Source organism: Alteromonas nitratireducens (genome assembly GCF_040812025.1).
Lineage (GTDB): Bacteria > Pseudomonadota > Gammaproteobacteria > Enterobacterales > Alteromonadaceae > Alteromonas > Alteromonas nitratireducens.
This window is the reverse complement of the sequence record NZ_JBFNPK010000002.1, coordinates 143942-162620: the sequence shown is the minus strand read 5'-3', so window position 1 is coordinate 162620 and position 18679 is coordinate 143942. Positions and strand designations below refer to the sequence as shown.

Annotated in this window: 14 protein-coding genes; 10 read left to right on the top strand and 4 right to left on the bottom strand. The window is 52.4% G+C overall.

Annotation, left to right across the window (positions count from 1 at the left end):
• Positions 1–18: 18 nt before the first annotated feature.
• Positions 19–285, bottom strand: a complete 267-nt coding sequence (locus AB1N33_RS03300) for a hypothetical protein (RefSeq protein ID WP_411270112.1) — start codon at positions 283–285, stop codon at positions 19–21.
• A 73-nt stretch (positions 286–358) separates the two neighbouring features.
• Positions 359–1201, bottom strand: coding sequence for a 16S rRNA (cytidine(1402)-2'-O)-methyltransferase (gene rsmI, locus AB1N33_RS03295; RefSeq protein WP_411270111.1), 843 nt, complete (start codon positions 1199–1201; stop codon positions 359–361).
• 126 nt (positions 1202–1327) lie between these two features.
• Between rsmI and AB1N33_RS03290 the strand changes: the two genes are divergently transcribed.
• The 10 genes from AB1N33_RS03290 to AB1N33_RS03245 all read left to right on the top strand — a co-directional run bounded on the left by AB1N33_RS03290 (position 1328) and on the right by AB1N33_RS03245 (position 16379).
• Positions 1328–3211, top strand: a complete 1884-nt coding sequence (locus tag AB1N33_RS03290; protein WP_411270110.1) for a penicillin-binding protein activator — start codon at positions 1328–1330, stop codon at positions 3209–3211.
• A gap of 5 nt (positions 3212–3216) precedes the next feature.
• Positions 3217–3561: a YraN family protein gene (locus AB1N33_RS03285; protein WP_411270109.1), complete on the top strand. Its 345-nt coding sequence runs from the start codon at positions 3217–3219 to the stop codon at positions 3559–3561.
• A 30-nt stretch (positions 3562–3591) separates the two neighbouring features.
• Positions 3592–4188, top strand: coding sequence for a phosphoheptose isomerase (locus AB1N33_RS03280; protein ID WP_411270108.1), 597 nt, complete (start codon positions 3592–3594; stop codon positions 4186–4188).
• Positions 4189–4199: 11 nt separating this feature from the next.
• A complete protein-coding gene (gene dolP / locus AB1N33_RS03275) occupies positions 4200–4769 on the top strand; it encodes a division/outer membrane stress-associated lipid-binding lipoprotein (protein WP_411270224.1) in 570 nt (189 codons plus the stop codon).
• A 167-nt stretch (positions 4770–4936) separates the two neighbouring features.
• Positions 4937–5614 (top strand): GntR family transcriptional regulator, encoded by a 678-nt coding sequence (locus AB1N33_RS03270; protein WP_411270107.1) that lies wholly within the window; start codon positions 4937–4939, stop codon positions 5612–5614.
• Between the two features lie 16 nt (positions 5615–5630).
• Complete coding sequence (gene prpB / locus AB1N33_RS03265; protein ID WP_411270223.1) at positions 5631–6503, top strand: methylisocitrate lyase; 873 nt, start codon at positions 5631–5633, stop codon at positions 6501–6503.
• Positions 6504–6554: 51 nt separating this feature from the next.
• Positions 6555–7676, top strand: coding sequence for a bifunctional 2-methylcitrate synthase/citrate synthase (prpC, locus tag AB1N33_RS03260; protein WP_411270106.1), 1122 nt, complete (start codon positions 6555–6557; stop codon positions 7674–7676).
• An 85-nt stretch (positions 7677–7761) separates the two neighbouring features.
• Positions 7762–10350, top strand: coding sequence for a Fe/S-dependent 2-methylisocitrate dehydratase AcnD (gene acnD / locus AB1N33_RS03255; RefSeq protein WP_411270105.1), 2589 nt, complete (start codon positions 7762–7764; stop codon positions 10348–10350).
• A 166-nt stretch (positions 10351–10516) separates the two neighbouring features.
• The gene (gene prpF / locus AB1N33_RS03250) at positions 10517–11698 is read left to right on the top strand and encodes a 2-methylaconitate cis-trans isomerase PrpF (protein ID WP_411270104.1); all 1182 of its coding nucleotides are present in this window, start codon (positions 10517–10519) and stop codon (positions 11696–11698) included.
• 142 nt (positions 11699–11840) lie between these two features.
• Positions 11841–16379, top strand: a complete 4539-nt coding sequence (locus AB1N33_RS03245) for an EAL domain-containing protein (protein WP_411270103.1) — start codon at positions 11841–11843, stop codon at positions 16377–16379.
• A 108-nt stretch (positions 16380–16487) separates the two neighbouring features.
• Here the strand turns inward: AB1N33_RS03245 and AB1N33_RS03240 are convergent, their stop codons facing one another.
• Together AB1N33_RS03240 and AB1N33_RS03235 are read right to left on the bottom strand one after the other, a co-directional pair.
• Positions 16488–16700: a hypothetical protein gene (locus tag AB1N33_RS03240; protein ID WP_411270102.1), complete on the bottom strand. Its 213-nt coding sequence runs from the start codon at positions 16698–16700 to the stop codon at positions 16488–16490.
• Between the two features lie 129 nt (positions 16701–16829).
• A complete protein-coding gene (locus AB1N33_RS03235; protein WP_411270101.1) occupies positions 16830–18653 on the bottom strand; it encodes a DUF885 domain-containing protein in 1824 nt (607 codons plus the stop codon).
• Positions 18654–18679: the final 26 nt, after the last annotated feature.

Below are 18679 nucleotides of genomic sequence, written 5' to 3'. Positions count from 1 at the left end.
CCGTGGCCGCCTTGTTTATTACAGTACGCCGCGCCCATCAGCCAGGCCACTGTCATCCACCACGCCCTCTGCCAGCACGGTATCATCCAGACAGACCTTATACGTTGTCAGTGCCGGTGCGGTAATGTGATAGCGAAAACCGTACAGGGTGTTGTCATCCAGCCGGAGAGTGGTTGCGGTGGCGGGCGCAATTAAATCGTAGACCCCGTCATCCAGGCGCTGTTCGAAAATATCGACGACCCAATGCCCCCCCTGAATATCAATACTCAGTTCGTGCTGCTTCATGATCCCTCCTGATTAGCGTTGCCAGTATGGGTATGCAGAAACACAGGGGGAGGGATCAAAAATGACGCCGTGGTCAGGTGCTACCGCTTCGTTCCAGCCCGGCCTGGTACAAGGCGTTCTTTTTCAGATCATAGTGTTTGGCCACGATGGCGGCAGCACGCTTCAGGGGCATCTCGTCGCACAGCATATCCAGCAGTGACAAGGCCTCCGACGGCAGTGAACCTGACTCTTTTTCAGCCGGGCTGACCATCACCACAAACTCCCCTTTCTGATGCACCGGGTCGGCATTCAGCCATGCCAGTACCTCAGCCGGTGTGCCGCTGACATAGGTTTCAAAGGCCTTACTGATTTCTTTGGCAACCACAATCATGCGCCCGGGAAAATGCTGCTGCATTGCTTCAACCGTTGCGGCAATACGACGTGGCGCTTCGTAGAACACCGTTGTACCGGTGCTGTCGGCCAGTGCGGCCAGCGCCTCGCTTTTTGCCTGCGCTTTTACTGGCAAAAAGCCCTCAAAGATAAACCGGTCAGTGGGCAGACCCGATGCACTCAGTGCAGTAATCGCCGCGCACGGTCCGGGCAACGCCACCACGTTCAGCCCCTCTTCCCGGCAACGACGCACCAGCAAAAACCCTGGGTCGCTGATGAGCGGAGTACCGGCATCGCTAATCAGTGCCACCGACTCACCGTCTTTCAGGCGCTGACACAGCATAGCGACCCGCTTGTCCTCGTTGTGCTCATGCAGCGACATCGTGCGGGTAGTAATCGAGAAATGTGACAATAACCGCTGGCTGTGACGCGTATCCTCAGCGGCAATCCAGTCAACACAGCGGAGCGTGTCGATGGCACGGGCAGAGAGGTCATCCAGGTTACCAATCGGGGTTGGCACAATATACAGCGTGGCAGAATCAGTCATAACAATATGGCGGATGAGTAAAAAACACAGTGTACCACGCCACAAGGCCAGATTATTCGCTTAACCGTAGATTTTCGCCCCGGTTCAGATACACTTGGCGCTAACGGAATTGAAAGGGAGCTTGCAGTGACAGTAACCAGGTTTTTTCGCGCGTTCGGTATAAGTGTGCTTGCCACGGCGCTGGTCGCCTGTTCAGCTCAGCCAAAGCAACAGCGCGCCCCGGTCCGTCCGGTCGTTACGCAAGCCGAACCCACCGTCACAGAAACCGATACTATCGCCGACACCCTGGCCGCAGCAAAGCAGGCCTGGCTGGAAGGTGACACCCTGCTGGCAAACCGCTATCTGCTTGATTTGACCGATGACTACCTGAGCGCGGGTAATATTACCGAAGCCCGCCAGATCCTGCTCACACTGCGCGAACGCGGTATTCCTGAACAGCAGCGTAACCAGGCCGATCTCCTGACCGTCGCCGCCTACATTCATGATCCATCCGTGAAACCCTCCGCCTTACTGCCGTTACTTGAAGGCCGGGACCTACAGGGAAAATGGGCACCACGAAAGCAGCAGTTGCTGCGTCAGCTGTATCTGTCCACTGGCCAGTGGCTGGCAGCGGCGAATACCCAGCTGATGCTGGACAGTACGTCGCCGGATGTGGTGAAGAGCGTATGGGAGTGGACTAATCAGGCCTCAGAAGCCGAGCGCCGCAGTGCCGAACAGGATTACCCGTTGTTACGTCCTTATCTGGCTCTGTATAACCTGCTGGCAACCACCGGCACAAAGCAGGAAGAGGCAGCCCAGGCCCTTGAACAGTATAAACAGGTGTATCGTTCGCATCCGCTGACACTGGCCCTTCCCGGCCTGGTTACCGACCCGGCTACACTGGTGCAGCCGGATATTGACAAGCTGGCAATATTACTGCCGCTCAGCGGGCGGTTCGAAGATACCGGCACGGTAGTAAAAGACGGCATTCTTGCAGCATATTACGCACAGCTTGAGGCCGGCAGCAGTCGGCGCGCGTTGCCCACCTTACGTTTTATCGACACCCAGGATAAATCAGCCGAACAACTGCTGAGCGAGATTGGTGAAACCCGCTGGCTTATTGGCCCGCTGTTAAAAGACACACTGGATATCCTGTTGCCGGTATTGCCACCGTCAGTCACCATGCTGGCACTGAACCGCACAGACGAGGTGCAGCAAAATGAGATCCCTGACGCGCTGACCGGACAGCACCTGTTTTTCTCGCTGGCCCCTGAGGACGAGGCCTATCAGCTGGCTGATCTGGTGTTCAGCAAGGGCTATCGTGCGCCCATTGTAGTGGCATCTCAAAGTAGTCTTTATCAGCGCATGCATGATGCCTTCAGCGAACGCTGGTCGGTATTGAGTGCCCGCACTACCGGCGACAGACCCAACCTGACCACTGTCACCTTCTCTGACACCGCGTCGCTGCGCGACGGCATTACCCGCGCCCTTGACGTGGCGCAGAGTAACGAGCGCATTCAGCAGATTAAGTACATGATTAACGAAGAAGTGTACGACATGCCACGTAACCGTCAGGACATAGACGCTGTGGTGGTGTTCGCGTCGCCGCAACATACCGAGCTGCTGAACCCGATGATTGAAGCCAGCCTGCTGCCGGCAGACAATTCGCGGGTACCGGTGTATGCCACGTCACGTTCGATGGATTATGACAGCGGTAAAAACCAGTGGCGTGACCTGGAGAATGTCCGTTTTATTGATATGCCCTGGATGCTGCCCAATCCACCATGGCGCACCCTTGCTCAACAGGCAACGACCATTTGGCCTAACCGCCTGACCGCGGCACGCCGGCTGTTTGCCTTTGGTGTTGATGCCTATAATTTGCTGCCCTATGTGGCAAACCTCAAGGCGTTCCCGCAGTCATCTGTTGACGGACTGACCGGCACGCTGACGCTGGACAGAGACGGTAACATTACCCGCCACCTGCCCACCGCGATTATTCGCAACGAGCGAATACAACAAACCGGAGAGTAACACGCATGTCTGTACGCCAGGGAAGTGCGGCAGAGGATAAAGCCCAGGCCTATCTGGAAGCGCAGGGACTGGTGCTGAAGGCACGCAATTACCGCACCCGGCGGGGCGAGCTGGATTTGGTGATGCTGGACGGCGCAACACTGGTCTGCATTGAGGTAAAATACCGCGCCAGCGACCGGCACGGTCAGCCTTTTGAAACCGTTAACTACGCCAAGCAGCAGCGGCTGCGCGCCGCGTTTATGGTGTACTTAGTGAACCAGCGTCTTAATCCGGCGCATACTTCGTTACGTTTCGACGTGGTAAGCATCACCAGAAATGACCTAATCTGGCTTAAAAATGTTATTATCTGAAACCACAGTAAGCAGGACAGTTACGCGATAATGATTGAAAACATAAAAGCAAATTTTACCGAAAGCATTCAAACCAAAATTGCTGCCTCTGAAATTCTTCCTGAGGCCATTGAGAAAGCCGCCACCATGATGGTTGAAGCACTCATCCGCGGCAACAAAATCCTTAGCTGCGGTAACGGCGGGTCTGCGGGTGACGCCCAGCACTTCTCGTCTGAAATGCTCAACCGGTATGAGCGTGATCGTCCCAGCCTGCCAGCCATTGCGCTGAGCACTGACACGTCCACACTAACGTCGATTGCTAATGACTACAGCTACGACGAGATTTTTGCCAAGCAGGTACGCGCATTAGGTCAGCCGGGCGACATTCTGCTCGCCATTTCTACCAGCGGTAACTCACGTAACGTGATTGCGGCGATGGAAGCGGCCTTGTCGCGCGATATGACGATTGTTGCCCTGACCGGCAAGGACGGTGGCGAAATGGCAGGCTTCCTGAGCGAACATGACGTCGAAATTCGCGTGCCATCAAACCGCACAGCGCGTATCCAGGAAGTGCATTTGCTGGTGATCCATAACCTGTGTGAGTGCATCGACGACAGCCTGTTCCCGGCAGATCACGCGGACGCCTGATCATGAGCCGGATGCGACAGCTTGGACTCATCTCGCTGCTGCTTGGTGCGCTTTGTCTGCAGGGCTGCGTGGTCGCGGTAGGTGCTGCCGGAGCAATGGCGGCGAAAGTCGCCAATGACCGTCGTACCGTGGGTACTCAGCTTGATGATCAGAATGCCTCTTCTGCCGTGGCCTTTCAGTGGTCTAAAAGCGAGGCGCTGAAAAACGAAGCCAACCTTGAGGTAGACGTATACAACGGCATTGCGCTGCTGACCGGCCAGGCCCCCAGCCAGACCCTGATTGATGAAGCGGTCTCACTGGCCAGGCAGGTAGAGTACATCACCAAAATTCACAACCAGATACGATTAGGCCCGCCGGTTGACGCGGTAACCCAGGCAAACGACATCTGGCTGGCATCAAAAGTCCGCACACAAATTGTCGCCGACGAGCGCGTTCCCGCGCTGCAGGTAAAAGTGATTGTGCAGAACAGCGAAGTCTTCCTGATGGGCAAACTGACCAACCAGGAAGCCACAGCCGCGGTCGATATTGCGCGCAATACCACCGGCGTTGGCCGCGTTGTCCGCGCCTTCGAAATTTTATAATTCTGGTTTCTGTCAGCGTCACCTTTGACGCTGACACCGCCTCTCTTCTCTTTCCCTCGGTTTGCGACAAACACCTCTATTTTGTCGACAATATAGCCATTTTCATTTGACGAACGCAGATATGAGGTCTATATTGTCGACACTTTCAATTTGCAAAGTCAGAGTGTATGACCGTCAGTATTGGCCTTGAAGCGCCGGTAACCAACGCAGATAAAACGTTCTTCCAGTTACGAAAAGACATCGTAGAGGGTGAAATTGCGGCTGGCAGCAAATTAAGTGAGACCGAATTGTCGACAAAATACAGCGTCAGCCGGGCAGTGATCCGCGAAGCAATAAACCGCCTGGCAAGCTGTCATCTGGTCGAGCGTCGCGCCAATGTCGGTGCCCGCGTTGTCGCCCTGTCTACCGAGGGACTGATTCAGCTGTATCAGGTCAGAGAAGCGCTGGAAGGTATGGCCGCCCGGCTTGCCGCCCGCAACATGACCGACGAGGAAATTACCTCGCTGCAGCACCTTATCGACAGTCACTTCAATAATGTCAAAGACGGCGAGTCCTATTACCAGGAAGCCGGCGACGTCGACTTTCATTACCGTATTGTGCTGGGCAGCAAAAATGCCCACCTGATCAGTGTACTGATAGACGGTTTGTATCACCTGGTGCGCATGTACCGGGTGCAGCTTGGTATGGCCGGACCTCGTGTGACGCGGGCCTATGACGAACATCGTCATATTGTGGAAGCCATCATTCACCGGGATGAGGAACTGGCAGAAATGCTGATGCGACGCCATATTCTTTATTCCAAAAATAATATCGAAGACAAACTTCGCCTTTCTTACCCTAACTAACCAAAGAGCTAATATGATGAGTGCAGGAAAAAAATTCAGACAGGCACTGGCTGACAACAAGCCACTGCAGATTGTTGGTACCATTAACGCCTACACCGCCATGATGGCAAAAGCCATTGGCCATAAGGCCGTTTACCTTTCTGGCGGCGGTGTTGCCAACGCCTCTTATGGACTGCCGGATCTCGGCATGACGTCACTGAACGACGTACTGGCTGACGTACAGCGCATTACCAGCGCCTGTGACCTGCCACTGCTGGTAGACATTGACACCGGCTGGGGCGGCGCATTCAACATTGCCAAAACCATCCGCGACATGGAAAAAGCCGGCGCAGCAGCCGTGCACATGGAAGACCAGGTCGCGCAGAAGCGCTGTGGTCACCGTCCGAATAAAGAAGTGGTGTCTACCGAAGAGATGGTTGACCGAATCAAAGCGGCTGTGGATGCCAGAACCGATCCTGATTTCTTTATTATGGCGCGGACCGATGCCTTCGCCCAGGAAGGTCTGGATGCCGCCATTGCACGTGCGAAAGCCTATGTAGAGGCCGGTGCTGACGGCATTTTTGCTGAAGCGGTGCAGACCGAAGAACACTACCGTGCGTTCAGCGACGCGCTGGATGTACCGATTCTGGCCAACATAACCGAGTTTGGTAAAACCGAATTGTGGAACAAAGCAGAGCTGGGTGAATGGGGTGCCGACATGGTGCTGTATCCGCTGAGCGCGTTCCGTGCTATGAACAAGGCGGCCGAAACCGTCTACAAGAGCATTCTGGAAAACGGCGATCAGAAAGCCGTAGTCGATATGATGCAAACCCGTATGGAGCTTTACGATTATCTGGGTTACCACGACTACGAGCAGAAACTTGACGCGCTGTTTGCGAAAGACAAATAAACACAGTTAACTCACGAATTACCCTACATTTTTGAATCGGGAGACGTAAAAATGGCAAAACAACTCAGCGGTGCTGGCCTGCGTGGTCAGGTAGCAGGAAAAACAGCCCTGTCGACAGTCGGTAAATCCGGCTCAGGTCTCACCTACCGTGGTTATGACGTAAAAGATCTGGCCAACAACTGCCAGTTTGAGGAAGTGGCGTACCTTATCCTCAAAGGCAAGCTGCCCAACCAGACCGAACTGCATGCCTATAAGGAAAAACTGCGTTCTCTGCGCAGCCTGCCACAGGCACTGAAAGAAGTGCTGGAGCGTATTCCAAAAGACGCACACCCAATGGATGTGCTGCGTACCGGCTGTTCTATGCTGGGTAACCTGGAAACCGAAACCGACTTTTCGCAGCAGCAGGACGTTACCGACCGCATGCTGGCCTGTTTCCCAAGCATCATCTGTTACTGGTACCGCTTCAGCCACGACGGCGTGCGCATTGACGTTGAAACTGACGACGATTCTATCGGCGGTCACTTCCTGCATATGCTGCATGGCGAAAAGCCGCGCGAGCTCCATGAGCAGGTAATGCATGTATCACTGATCCTGTACGCCGAGCACGAATTTAATGCGTCTACTTTCACCGCCCGCGTGTGCGCGTCTACCCTGTCTGACATGCACTCATGCGTTACCGGTGCGATTGGCTCACTGCGTGGTCCGCTGCACGGTGGTGCCAACGAAGCGGCAATGGAAATGATTGAGAAGTTCACGTCACCGGATCATGCCGAGAAAGAGATGATGGGCATGCTGGAGCGTAAAGAGAAAATCATGGGCTTCGGCCACGCGATTTACTCAGAGTCTGATCCGCGTAACGAAATCATCAAGGAATGGTCAGAAAAACTGGCCAGCGATGTGGGCGACGAGGTGCTGTACCCGGTATCGGTTCGTTGCGAGGAAGTCATGTGGCGCGAGAAGAAACTGTTCTGTAACGCCGACTTCTTCCACGCGTCAGCGTATAACTTCATGGGTATCCCCACTAAGCTGTTTACCCCTATTTTCGTGATGTCACGTCTGACCGGCTGGGCCGCTCACGTCATGGAGCAGCGCGCTGACAACCGTATTATCCGCCCATCAGCGGAATACACCGGTGAAGAACTGCGTAAAGTTCCGCCTCTGTCAGAGCGTTAAGCCGCTTTCGCAGGCCGGCGACCTCTGTGTCGCCGGCTTTTTGGTATGAGGACGGCGAACCGTCCTCGCCAGCAAGGAGATTGTTATGAACCTGGATTATCGCAAGCCCCTTCCCGGCAGCAACGTCGACTTTTACGACGCGCGGGAAGCGGTTGATGCCATTGAACCCGGCGCCTATGCCAAACTGCCATATACGTCACGCGTACTGGCAGAAAACCTGGTAAGAAAATGCCCGCCAGAAAACCTGAAAGCCTCGTTAGAGCAGCTGATTTACCGCAAACGCGACCTTGATTTTCCATGGTTTCCTGCCCGCGTGGTATGCCATGACATTCTGGGCCAGACCGCACTGGTCGACCTCGCCGGTCTGCGTGACGCCATCGCCGCTAAAGGGGGCGATCCGGCCAAGGTAAACCCGGTTGTGCCTACCCAGCTGATTGTTGACCACTCGCTGGCAGTGGAGCATGCCGGTTTCGAAAAAGACGCGTTTGAAAAAAACCGCGCCATTGAAGATCGCCGGAACGACGACCGTTTCCACTTTATTAACTGGACCAAAACAGCGTTTAAAAACGTCGATGTGATCCCGCCGGGCAACGGCATTATGCACCAGATTAACCTGGAGCGGATGTCACCGGTGATCCAGAACCGTGACGGTGTTGCTTTCCCGGATACCCTGGTGGGTACCGACAGCCACACCCCACACGTGGATGCGCTTGGGGTTATCGCCGTAGGCGTAGGTGGTCTTGAAGCTGAAAGCGTCATGCTGGGCCGTGCATCGTACATGCGTCTGCCTGACATTGTGGGTGTGGAGCTGACCGGCAAACCCAAGCCGGGCATTACGGCCACCGACATTGTACTGGCACTGACCGAGTTTTTGCGTAAAGAGCGTGTGGTCTCGGCCTATCTGGAATTCTTCGGTGAAGGCGCCTCTGCCCTGACACTGGGCGACCGCGCGACCATCTCCAACATGACACCGGAGTATGGTGCCACTGCCGCGATGTTCTACATTGACGAGCAGACCATTGACTATCTGCGACTGACCGGCCGTGAAGACAAGCAGATTGCGCTGGTAGAAAACTACGCCAAGCATACCGGTTTGTGGGCGGATGACATGACAACCGCTGAATACGAGCGCGTGCTGACATTTGATTTATCCAGTGTTGACCGCACCATGGCAGGACCGTCTAACCCGCATGCCCGTTTGCCTACCTCTGAGCTGGCGAACCGCGGTATTGCCGGGGCGTGGACCGAAGAAGAAGGCAAAATGCCTGATGGCGCCGTGATCATTGCCGCCATCACCAGTTGTACCAACACCAGTAACCCGCGCAACGTAATTGCTGCCGGCCTGCTGGCCCGCAATGCCAATAAACGCGGCCTGACCCGCAAGCCCTGGGTGAAAACCTCACTGGCGCCAGGCTCTAAAGCGGTGAAGCTGTATCTGGAAGAGTCCCATCTGCTGCCCGAACTGGAGTCGCTGGGCTTTGGTGTGGTCGCCTTTGCCTGTACTACCTGTAACGGCATGAGCGGTGCGCTGGACCCGGATATTCAGCAGGAAATTATTGACCGCGATCTGTACGCCACCGCGGTGTTAAGCGGTAACCGTAACTTCGATGGCCGTATTCACCCGTATGCCAAACAGGCGTTCCTGGCATCGCCACCCCTGGTTGTCGCGTACGCCATTGCCGGTACCATCCGTTTCGACATTGAAAAGGATATCCTGGGCACCGACAAAGACGGCAACCCGGTAACCCTGAAAGATCTGTGGCCAACGGATGAAGAAATTGATGCCATTGTGTCGCAGTACGTGAAGCCGGAACAGTTCCGCAAAGTGTACGAGCCAATGTTCGACATTCGTCAGGAAGACACCAGCAACATTAACCCGCTGTATGAATGGCGTGAGATGAGCACCTACATCCGCCGTCCCCCTTACTGGGAAGGCGCGATGGATGCACCGCGCACCATGAAAGGCATGCGACCGCTGGCTATTCTGGGTGACAATATCACGACCGATCACCTGTCGCCGTCAAACGCCATTCTGCCAACCAGTGCCGCTGGTGAATACCTGGCAAAAATGGGGCTGCCGGAAGAAGACTTTAACTCGTACGCCACACACCGAGGTGACCACTTAACGGCCCAGCGCGCTACGCTGGCCAACCCGAAAGTGTTCAATGAAATGGTGGTGGAAAACGGCGAAGTGAAGCAGGGTTCACTGGCCCGCATCGAGCCGGAAGGCAAAGTGGTGCGCATGTGGGAAGCCATTGAAGAATACATGAAGCGCAAGCAGCCGCTGATCATTGTGGCCGGTGCCGATTACGGACAAGGCTCATCGCGTGACTGGGCCGCCAAAGGCGTCCGTCTGGCAGGCGTGGAAGTGATTGTGGCAGAAGGTTTCGAGCGTATTCACCGTACCAACCTGATTGGTATGGGTGTACTGCCGCTGGAGTTTAAACCGGGCACCACCCGTAAAACGCTGAAACTGGACGGTACCGAAACCTACGACGTGGCAGGCGAACCGTCACCAGGCGCCACCCTGACACTGCAAATCCATCGTCAGAACGGCGACACCCTGGATGTGCCGGTCACCTGTCGTCTGGATACTGCCGAAGAAGTGTCGATTTACTCGGCCGGTGGTGTGTTGCAGCGCTTCGCCCAGGACTTCCTGGAAGCCAACAGCTAGGAAATGCCCATTGAAGCAGGGAGGGGCACGTCCCCTCCAGGCACGCCGTGAACCCATCCATGGGGGCTCCGCTGCCGCATCCCTGCGGCAGAGGGCCTAGCGGTAACGTGCCCCTCCCTGCTTCTGGCGTATTTCACTTCGCTTTAATTTTTAGGTGGATAGACTTATGACGACGTTTGCACCCCAGGTTAAAGTACCTGCCACGTATATGCGTGGCGGAACCAGTAAAGGGGTTTTCTTTAATCTGGCTGATTTACCTGCCTCGGCGCAGCAGCCGGGACCAGCGCGTGACGCCCTGCTGCTGCGTGTTATTGGCAGCCCCGACCCCTACGGCAAACATACCGACGGGATGGGCGGCGCCACATCCAGCACCAGTAAAACCGTTATTCTCAGCAAAAGTGAGCGCGACGGTTTTGATGTTGATTACCTGTTCGGTCAGGTCTCTATCGACAAGCCGTTTGTCGACTGGAGCGGTAACTGCGGCAACCTGACAGCCGCGGTCGGCGCGTTTGCCATTCAGCAGGGCCTGGTGGATAAAAGTCGTATCCCTGATAACGGCGTCGCCGTGGTGCGGGTATGGCAGGTGAATATCAGCAAAGCCATTATTGTACATGTACCTATTACCAACGGCGAAGTGCAGGAAACCGGTGACTTTGAACTCGATGGCGTGACCTTCCCGGCCGCTGAAATCAAAGTGGCATTTAAAGATCCTGCCGACGGCGAGGGGGCGATATTCCCGACCGGCCGTCTGGTCGACACGCTGGACGTGCCCGGTGTTGGTACGCTGGAAGCCACTATGATCAATGCCGGTATTCCAACTATTTTTGTCAATGCTGAAGATATTGGTTACACCGGCACCGAGCTGCAGGACGACATTAACAGCGACAATGACGCCCTCGCCCGCTTTGAGGCGATTCGTGCACACGGGGCAGTGAAGATGGGGCTGATCAACAACATCGGCGAAGCCGCCTCACGCCAGCATACGCCAAAAGTGGCCATGGTTGCGCCGCCGCGCGATTACAAAGCCTCGAGCGGTAAAGACGTGCTGGCCGCTGATATTGATGTACTGGTACGTGCCATGTCCATGGGCAAGCTGCACCACGCCATGATGGGCACCGCAGCCGTCGCGATTGCCGCCGCTGCTGCTATTCCGGGTACCCTGGTAAATCGCGCTGCCGGCGGTAAAGACCGCGAGTCCGTTGTCTTCGGACATCCGTCCGGTACGCTGGAAGTGGGCGCAAAAGCAACTCTGGACGGTGAGCGCTGGCATATCGAAGAAGCGGTAATGAGCCGTTCAGCGAGGATCCTGATGGAAGGCACGGTGCATGTGCCACCTGAAGGGTTTTAATTTGAATTGAAAAAGGGGCGAAAGCCCCTTTTTCGTTTCAGTTGCCAGAAAAGTGTAAGCATTGATATTTATCAATATTTTACGTCGCGGATCCACACCAGACATCTATACTCATTAATTAAAAGTAAGAAAATGGATTTAAATGGAAACGCGCACACCATTCATCGCTATCGGGGCTTCTGCCGGAGGTCTTGAAGCGCTCTCGGAATTCTTCAGACATATCGATAAAACCGTCAATGCCTTCATTGTTGTAGCGCAACACCTTTCCCCTAATACATCAAGCATGCTGCATGAGCTACTTGGCAGACACTGTCAATTTCCGGTTCAACAAATTGTCGATGGAATGAAACCCAAACGAAACACCGTGCTGGTAACACCACCGAATTTTGATGTTATTTATGACAAAGGGCATTTGCTCTTGCTTCATCCCGACGCGCTAGTCAAACCCAAACCCAGTATCAACCAGCTTTTAGACTCCCTATCTTGCGCAAGTGATATTCACCCCATTGGTATCATTTTATCTGGAACCGGAAGTGATGGGGCACAGGGACTCATAAAGTTAAAAGCGGCAGGAGGCGTGGCGATAGCACAGGAGCCTGGCACCGCAAAATACAATAGCATGCCGCTATCGGCCATTGCCACTGGCATCGTTGACCATGTATTGTCACCTCAGGAAATAGCCACTCACTTACCGGAAATTATTAAAAATACGTTTAATAGCGACGAGCAAAAACAAGCGCTCTCTGATTATTACCGCATCATTGTTGAAACCCGGCGGTTGTCAGGTCTGGATCTGACGCAATACAAAACGGCGACGATTGAGCGCCAGATCCAGCGGCGAATGAAAGAAACGCAGTGTCACTCAATGTATGAATATGCTGAACTACTTTCTACAACCCCCTCCGAAGTGGTCATTTTCACCCAGAAAGTTCTCATACCCGTAACCGAGTTTTTCAGAGACAAAGTCTGCTTTGAAGCGTTAAAACAACGTCTGAGCGTTATGGTTAAAGAGCATGATAACGAGAAGCCCTTCAGAGTATGGGTGCCTGCCTGTGCAACGGGTGAAGAAGCGTATTCTATTACTATGTTATTGCTCGAGTTGAGGCATCAGCATAACCGGCATTTTGAAATTAAAATTTTTGGCACTGACCTCGATGCGAATGCGTTATCCGTAGCGAGAAAAGCAAAGTATCCGACCAGTTCGCTAGACCCTGTCCCACGCAACCTTATAAACAAATATTTCGTCATTGCAGGGAAGGAAGCCGTGTTAAACGAGATAGTTAAGTCATGCATTACCTTCTCCCGCCACAACGTTATTCAGGATCCTCCATTTTCACATATCGATGTAATCAGTTGTCGGAATTTGTTGATTTATTTCACGCCGAAACTACAGCAAAGAGTGCTCGAGACCTTCCACTATTCGCTTAACGAGCATGGCACATTATTTCTCGGACAAGCCGAAACCACAGGAGACAGCACACTCTTCACGCCAGTCAGTGCTGAGCAACGCACCTATAAAAAAGTGCAAAATAAACACGTCCATCGCAACCCAGCACTAAGAATGACAGACATAGCGCTCAGAGAGATGGATAGTATGTCGCAGCAGCCCTCATCACCTTCACCCACTCTTGAGATGCTTGCGTACAAATCTATATGCCAAGGTTCGTTTAATAGTTTTGTCGTTATAAATCAATCTAATACCGTCATTTACACGTCTGAGGAATCTAAGGCATTACTGTCATTTAACTCAGTAACTCCGACCCTGCTCATCACAGACCTTCTTCCTGCTCCACTCTGTACAGAAATAAAAGCCATGTTGTTAAAGGTGCGTCGGGACGCAGCAAAAACGGCTGGTATTGTTCATTCTCTGGAAGTCAACGGAACAAAGCGCGCCATTCAGCTTCAGATTTTTCCACTTTATCCGCACCAGTTTGATGACCTGGTGATTATTTTGGTTGATAAACCTGTTTTAGAGCTGACAGCAGGTGAAAAAAGTGACCAGGACACAACGCCTTCGCAACAACAACTGCAACACGAACTGGAAGCGACCAAAGAATCCTTACGCACGGTTATTGATGAACTCGACTCTTCCAACGAGGAATTACAAGCCCTGAATGAAGAACTTCAGTCATCGAACGAAGAACTGCAGGCAACGAATGAAGAGTTACAGACTACCAATGAAGAATTGCAGTCGACTAACGAAGAACTTTGCACGGTCAACGATGAAGTTATTCAGAAAAACTTCGAACTGGAAGCCTTGAACAGCGAGATGCATAATCTGTATCAGTCCGCAAACGCCATGTTTCTCATTCTGGATGCAGACCTCAACGTTAAACGCGCCGATCCAAAACTGGACAATATCCTGAGGCCCGATTCGCTGTCGAAAGGCAAGTACTGGAAAAATCTTGACTGGAAAATACCGCTAAAACAACTTGAAAAGCTTATCGATGCAACGCTGGAAGACAAGAAGAAACGAAAGTGTGTGACAACGGTAGGCAAAGACTTTTATCTTTCTGAAGTCTCTCCCTTCATCGTCGGATTTGATAGAACGAATGGGGTTGTACTGAGTTTTACCAACATTACCGAATTGCAGCAGCACAAACTGAAAGCCGAAACATTCTCCAAAGAGTTGGAAGAGCTGATTGACGCAAATCCGGACGGTGTCATCGCAATAAGTAAAAAAGGCATTATTACGCAATGTAATTCCCAGGCGGCAAAAATATTTGGCTATCTGCCCAAAGAACTTATTGGGCAAAATGTCAGTATTTTAATGCCAGAACATATCGCCAAAGAACATGATGACTACCTCAATCGTTATGCACGGACCGGAGAGAAACGGATTATTGGAGTACCCCGGCGATTAACGGGAAAAAATAAAACCGGGCAACTTATCCCTCTGGAGCTTCATATTGCCGAGTTCAGCAAGCCTGCCCATGAGTCAAAGTATATTTCCGTAATTCGGGATATCACACTATCGCTTGAAATTGAGAACAAGTTAAAGAACCTAGAAGAACAAGCCACTGTTACACTGGAGAACATTCACGATGCAGTGATACGGGTTGATAACAACTGGCACGTGCTTTTTGCTAACCATGAAGCTGAAAGCTGGTTCCACGCCAGCAATTACAGGAACAAGCCGCTGGGTTCTGTCATGCGGTTATTTGATCCTGTCACACATACATTGTTGCGCTATGAAGACTTACCAACCGAAAAAGGTTCCGCTGTAAAAGTACTTTTCGTTAGTGGTAATAACGAAAAAACACTGCAAATAAAGGTATATCCTTTCTCCAGGGACGAAAAAAAACCTTCCACGACACAGTACGTGCTGGTTATTCAGGATATCACGCTACAGGAACAGGTATTTCAGCGGGTTGAATGGGAGTCCAGACACGATCCGCTCACTGAATTGTATAACCGCAGTTACTTTATGAGTAAGCTCAGCGAATTACTCACCCGACTGGCCGAGCAGAATGAAAGGCGCAGCCACATTCTCATGTTTATCGACCTTGATCAGTTTAAAGTGGTAAACGACACGGCCGGTCATGAAGCCGGGGACGAGCTGTTAAAACAACTGGCGCAAGAACTCAACGCAAAGTTACGTGATCGCGATATTCTGGCGCGGCTTGGTGGTGATGAGTTCGTACTACTGATAGAGAACTGTCCGGTTCATCGTGCACAACATATCGCAGGCGATATTATTCAACATGTAGAAGACTTCCGGTTCAGCCATGAAAACAAGTTATTTCGAATTGGTGCATCAATAGGAATAACCCGATTGCACCCCTACACCTCCGCAAATGAAGTCCTCAGTCTGGCCGATCACGCGTGTTATCAGGCCAAAGAACAGGGCAGAAACAATTTCGTATTTATGGAAAGTCAGGAAGGACATCCTATCACCGCGGATATGCTGCATATTCAGGCAATAAACGACGCCCTCGAGCACAATCGATTTGAGTTCTACCTTCAACAAATAGCCCATACCCATGATGAAAATAAAAATTACTGGGAAGTGCTATTACGACTCCGGAACCAGCATGGCGAACTTGTCTCTCCCGGGTCTTTTTTACCCATAGCAGAACGTTTTAACCTTATTCATCGGATTGACGAATGGGTAATGAAACAACTCAGCGCCCAGCTTAAACAACTTGTGATTGAAGTCGGCGAGCTTTGCATCCCTCGCCTCTCTATCAACATGTCAGCACAATCGCTTTCCGGAAGACAAATCGCCAGTCAGTTTAAAACGCACTTCAGTGGTTGTGGCTTGCCCTACTCTCATTTTACGTTGGAAGTAACCGAGACCGCCGCGATCAGTCATTATGCAACAGCAAAAGCATGCCTTGATGAGCTAAGTAAGCTTGGCGTCAAAATTGCGATCGACGATTTTGGATCAGGTATGGCGTCTTTTAACTATATTCGTAAATTACCGATCGATGTCATCAAAATAGATGGCAGTATCGTTAAAGATATAGAAAACGACATTCTTGACGCGACGCTGGTTGAGTCAATCCAGAGTATTGCCGAGGTGCTTGACTGTGAAACCGTTGCAGAGTTTGTAGAAAGCGCGGCGATACATAACAAAATTAAGCAGCTTGGCGTGAATTACATGCAGGGGTATTTCGTGAAAAAGCCTATATCCTGGTCTGAGTGGACGAATGAAATAGCACAACGCGCATCGACGTAGATGTGCGAACCGTCGCCTTCAGTAAACTAGTTCGTCAGGGTGGACCGAAAACCTTGTCTCGTTAACTTTGAGAGTGCATGTCGCTCTTTCTGATCGTAATAACCGAGGTTATTCTTTACTCTCGCTCACAATGTCTTTTTTCAGGGCAAGCACAATAATAAAAATTGCACCGAAGGGCGGAAAAAAGGCGCAGAAGAAGCCGATAACGGCAGTCAGGGCGGGGTTTTCGGTTTTACGCTTCCCCAGGTAATAACCAATACCTCCCAGAATAATCGCTAAAACCAGTATGCCTTGTCCATATAGTGTGACGTTGATGTTCATACATTATCTTCCGTGACAGGGTGTTTGAGAGTAGAGCATAGCAGGCCATTCCGCCGTTGTCCGACTTGCCTGACCGCATAAAAAAGCCGACAGTCTTCTGTCGGCTTTTTACCTTACACCCGGTTAACCTCAGCTTTTCTGACTGCTGATCCAGCGGTTAATTTTCTCTTCCAGAATAGGCAGTGGCAGTGCGCCGGTGCCCAGTACCTGGGCGTGGAACGCTTTAATATCAAACTTCTTGCCCAGCGCGGCTTCGGCTTTTTTGCGCAGTTCCTGAATTTTCAGGGCGCCCACTTTATACGCCAGCGCCTGAGAAGGAATAGCGATATAACGCTCAACTTCAGCCACTACTTCAGTGCGGGTCATACCCGAGTTTTCCAGCATAAAGTCAATCGCCTGCTCGCGGGTCCAGCCTTTTGCGTGAATACCGGTATCCACAACCAGACGCATCGCGCGCAGCTGCTCGTCCATCAGTGTGCCGTAGCGATTCCATGGATCGTCAAAGAAGCCCATTTCATAGCCTAAGGTTTCTGAATACAGCGCCCAGCCTTCGACATACGCGGTGTTACCGCCAAAGCGCATAAACGCGGGCAGCGCCTCGTTTTCCTGCGCCAGACTAATCTGGAAGTGGTGTCCCGGTGCCCCTTCGTGCAGGTACAGGGTCACGTTACCGGTTGTCAGGCGGCTTGGCAGATCGTAGGCATTAAAGTAGAAGGTGCCCGGCCGCGAGCCGTCAGGCGTACCCTGCTGATATGAACCGCCGGCCTGGAACTGCTCAATGGCAGGATCATACGGTTTGATTTCCAGTGACGACTTCGGCAGCAGCGAGAAATACTCACCAATTTTCTCATCTACTTCACGGCCAATACGGTAGTAGTCTTCAGTCAGGCTTTCACGCGACTCTGGCTTGAATTTAGGATCGGTACGCACATAGTCGAAAAATTCGTTCAGTGTGCCTTCAAAGCCCACTTCATCCATAATTTCCAGTACGCCGTTTTTAATGCGCTCTACCTCGTTCAGCCCCAGAGTGTGCAGGTAATCTGCAGTCAGCGGCAGCGTGGTAGTATCCTCAATCATCAGCTCATACAGGGCCTTACCCCCTTTCATATCGCTAAGACCAATACTTTCGCGTGCAACAGGGAGGTACTCGTCACGCAGGAAGTCGCGCATGCGCTCGGTCGACGCGTAAATGGCCTGGGTGGCGGTTTCATATTCTTTGGTCAGGCGCGCTTTGTCCTCGTCGCTGAAACTGTCCGGGAAGTTTTTCACCGGGCCCCAGTACTGAGACTCTTTCATGGGAATAGACAGTTGCGTATCCAGTTGCTTGATCACGCGGTCGATGGTCAGCTTGGTTTCCAGCACGCCGGTTTCCATCCCTTCACGGAAACGTTCAATAGAGCGCTCGCCAATATCAATATAGTCTTTGTGGCGTGACAGGTTGTTTTCATAGTCTTCTACTGTTTTAAACGGCGCCGCGCCCTTGCCGCTGGCGAATGTTGGGTAGAACGTATGAAAACCGCTGAAGTGGTTTACCGGGCGCACTTCGGTCAGAGCACGCATCTCTTCGGTCGAACCTTTCAAAGACTGTTCCTGATTGTATTTGAACACGTCATAGGCGAGCTTGTCGGTGTCACTCAGCTTGCTGCGATCAATTTTTTCCAGTTCAGAAATATTCAGCAGCGTGTTGGTGCGCGATGCAATCGCCTGTGCGTCGGTCAGATAGTCTCCGAGGCGATCAGCGCGGCGCATGTCGCCACGAAACAGTCCATAAACCGGATTTAGAGCCAGGTTGCGCTCATCTGCCGCAGCAAAAAGTGCAAACAGACGGTCGTGTTCAGTTTGCTGCTGTTCGGCGGCCACGGCGTGGCCTTTTGCGTGATTGTCTGCCATCACCGGCATACCGGTGGCCGCAACCACGGCACTGCTGATTAAAAGGGTTTTAAAAAGTTTCACTGGTTCTCCTCATGCCCTGTGTCAGG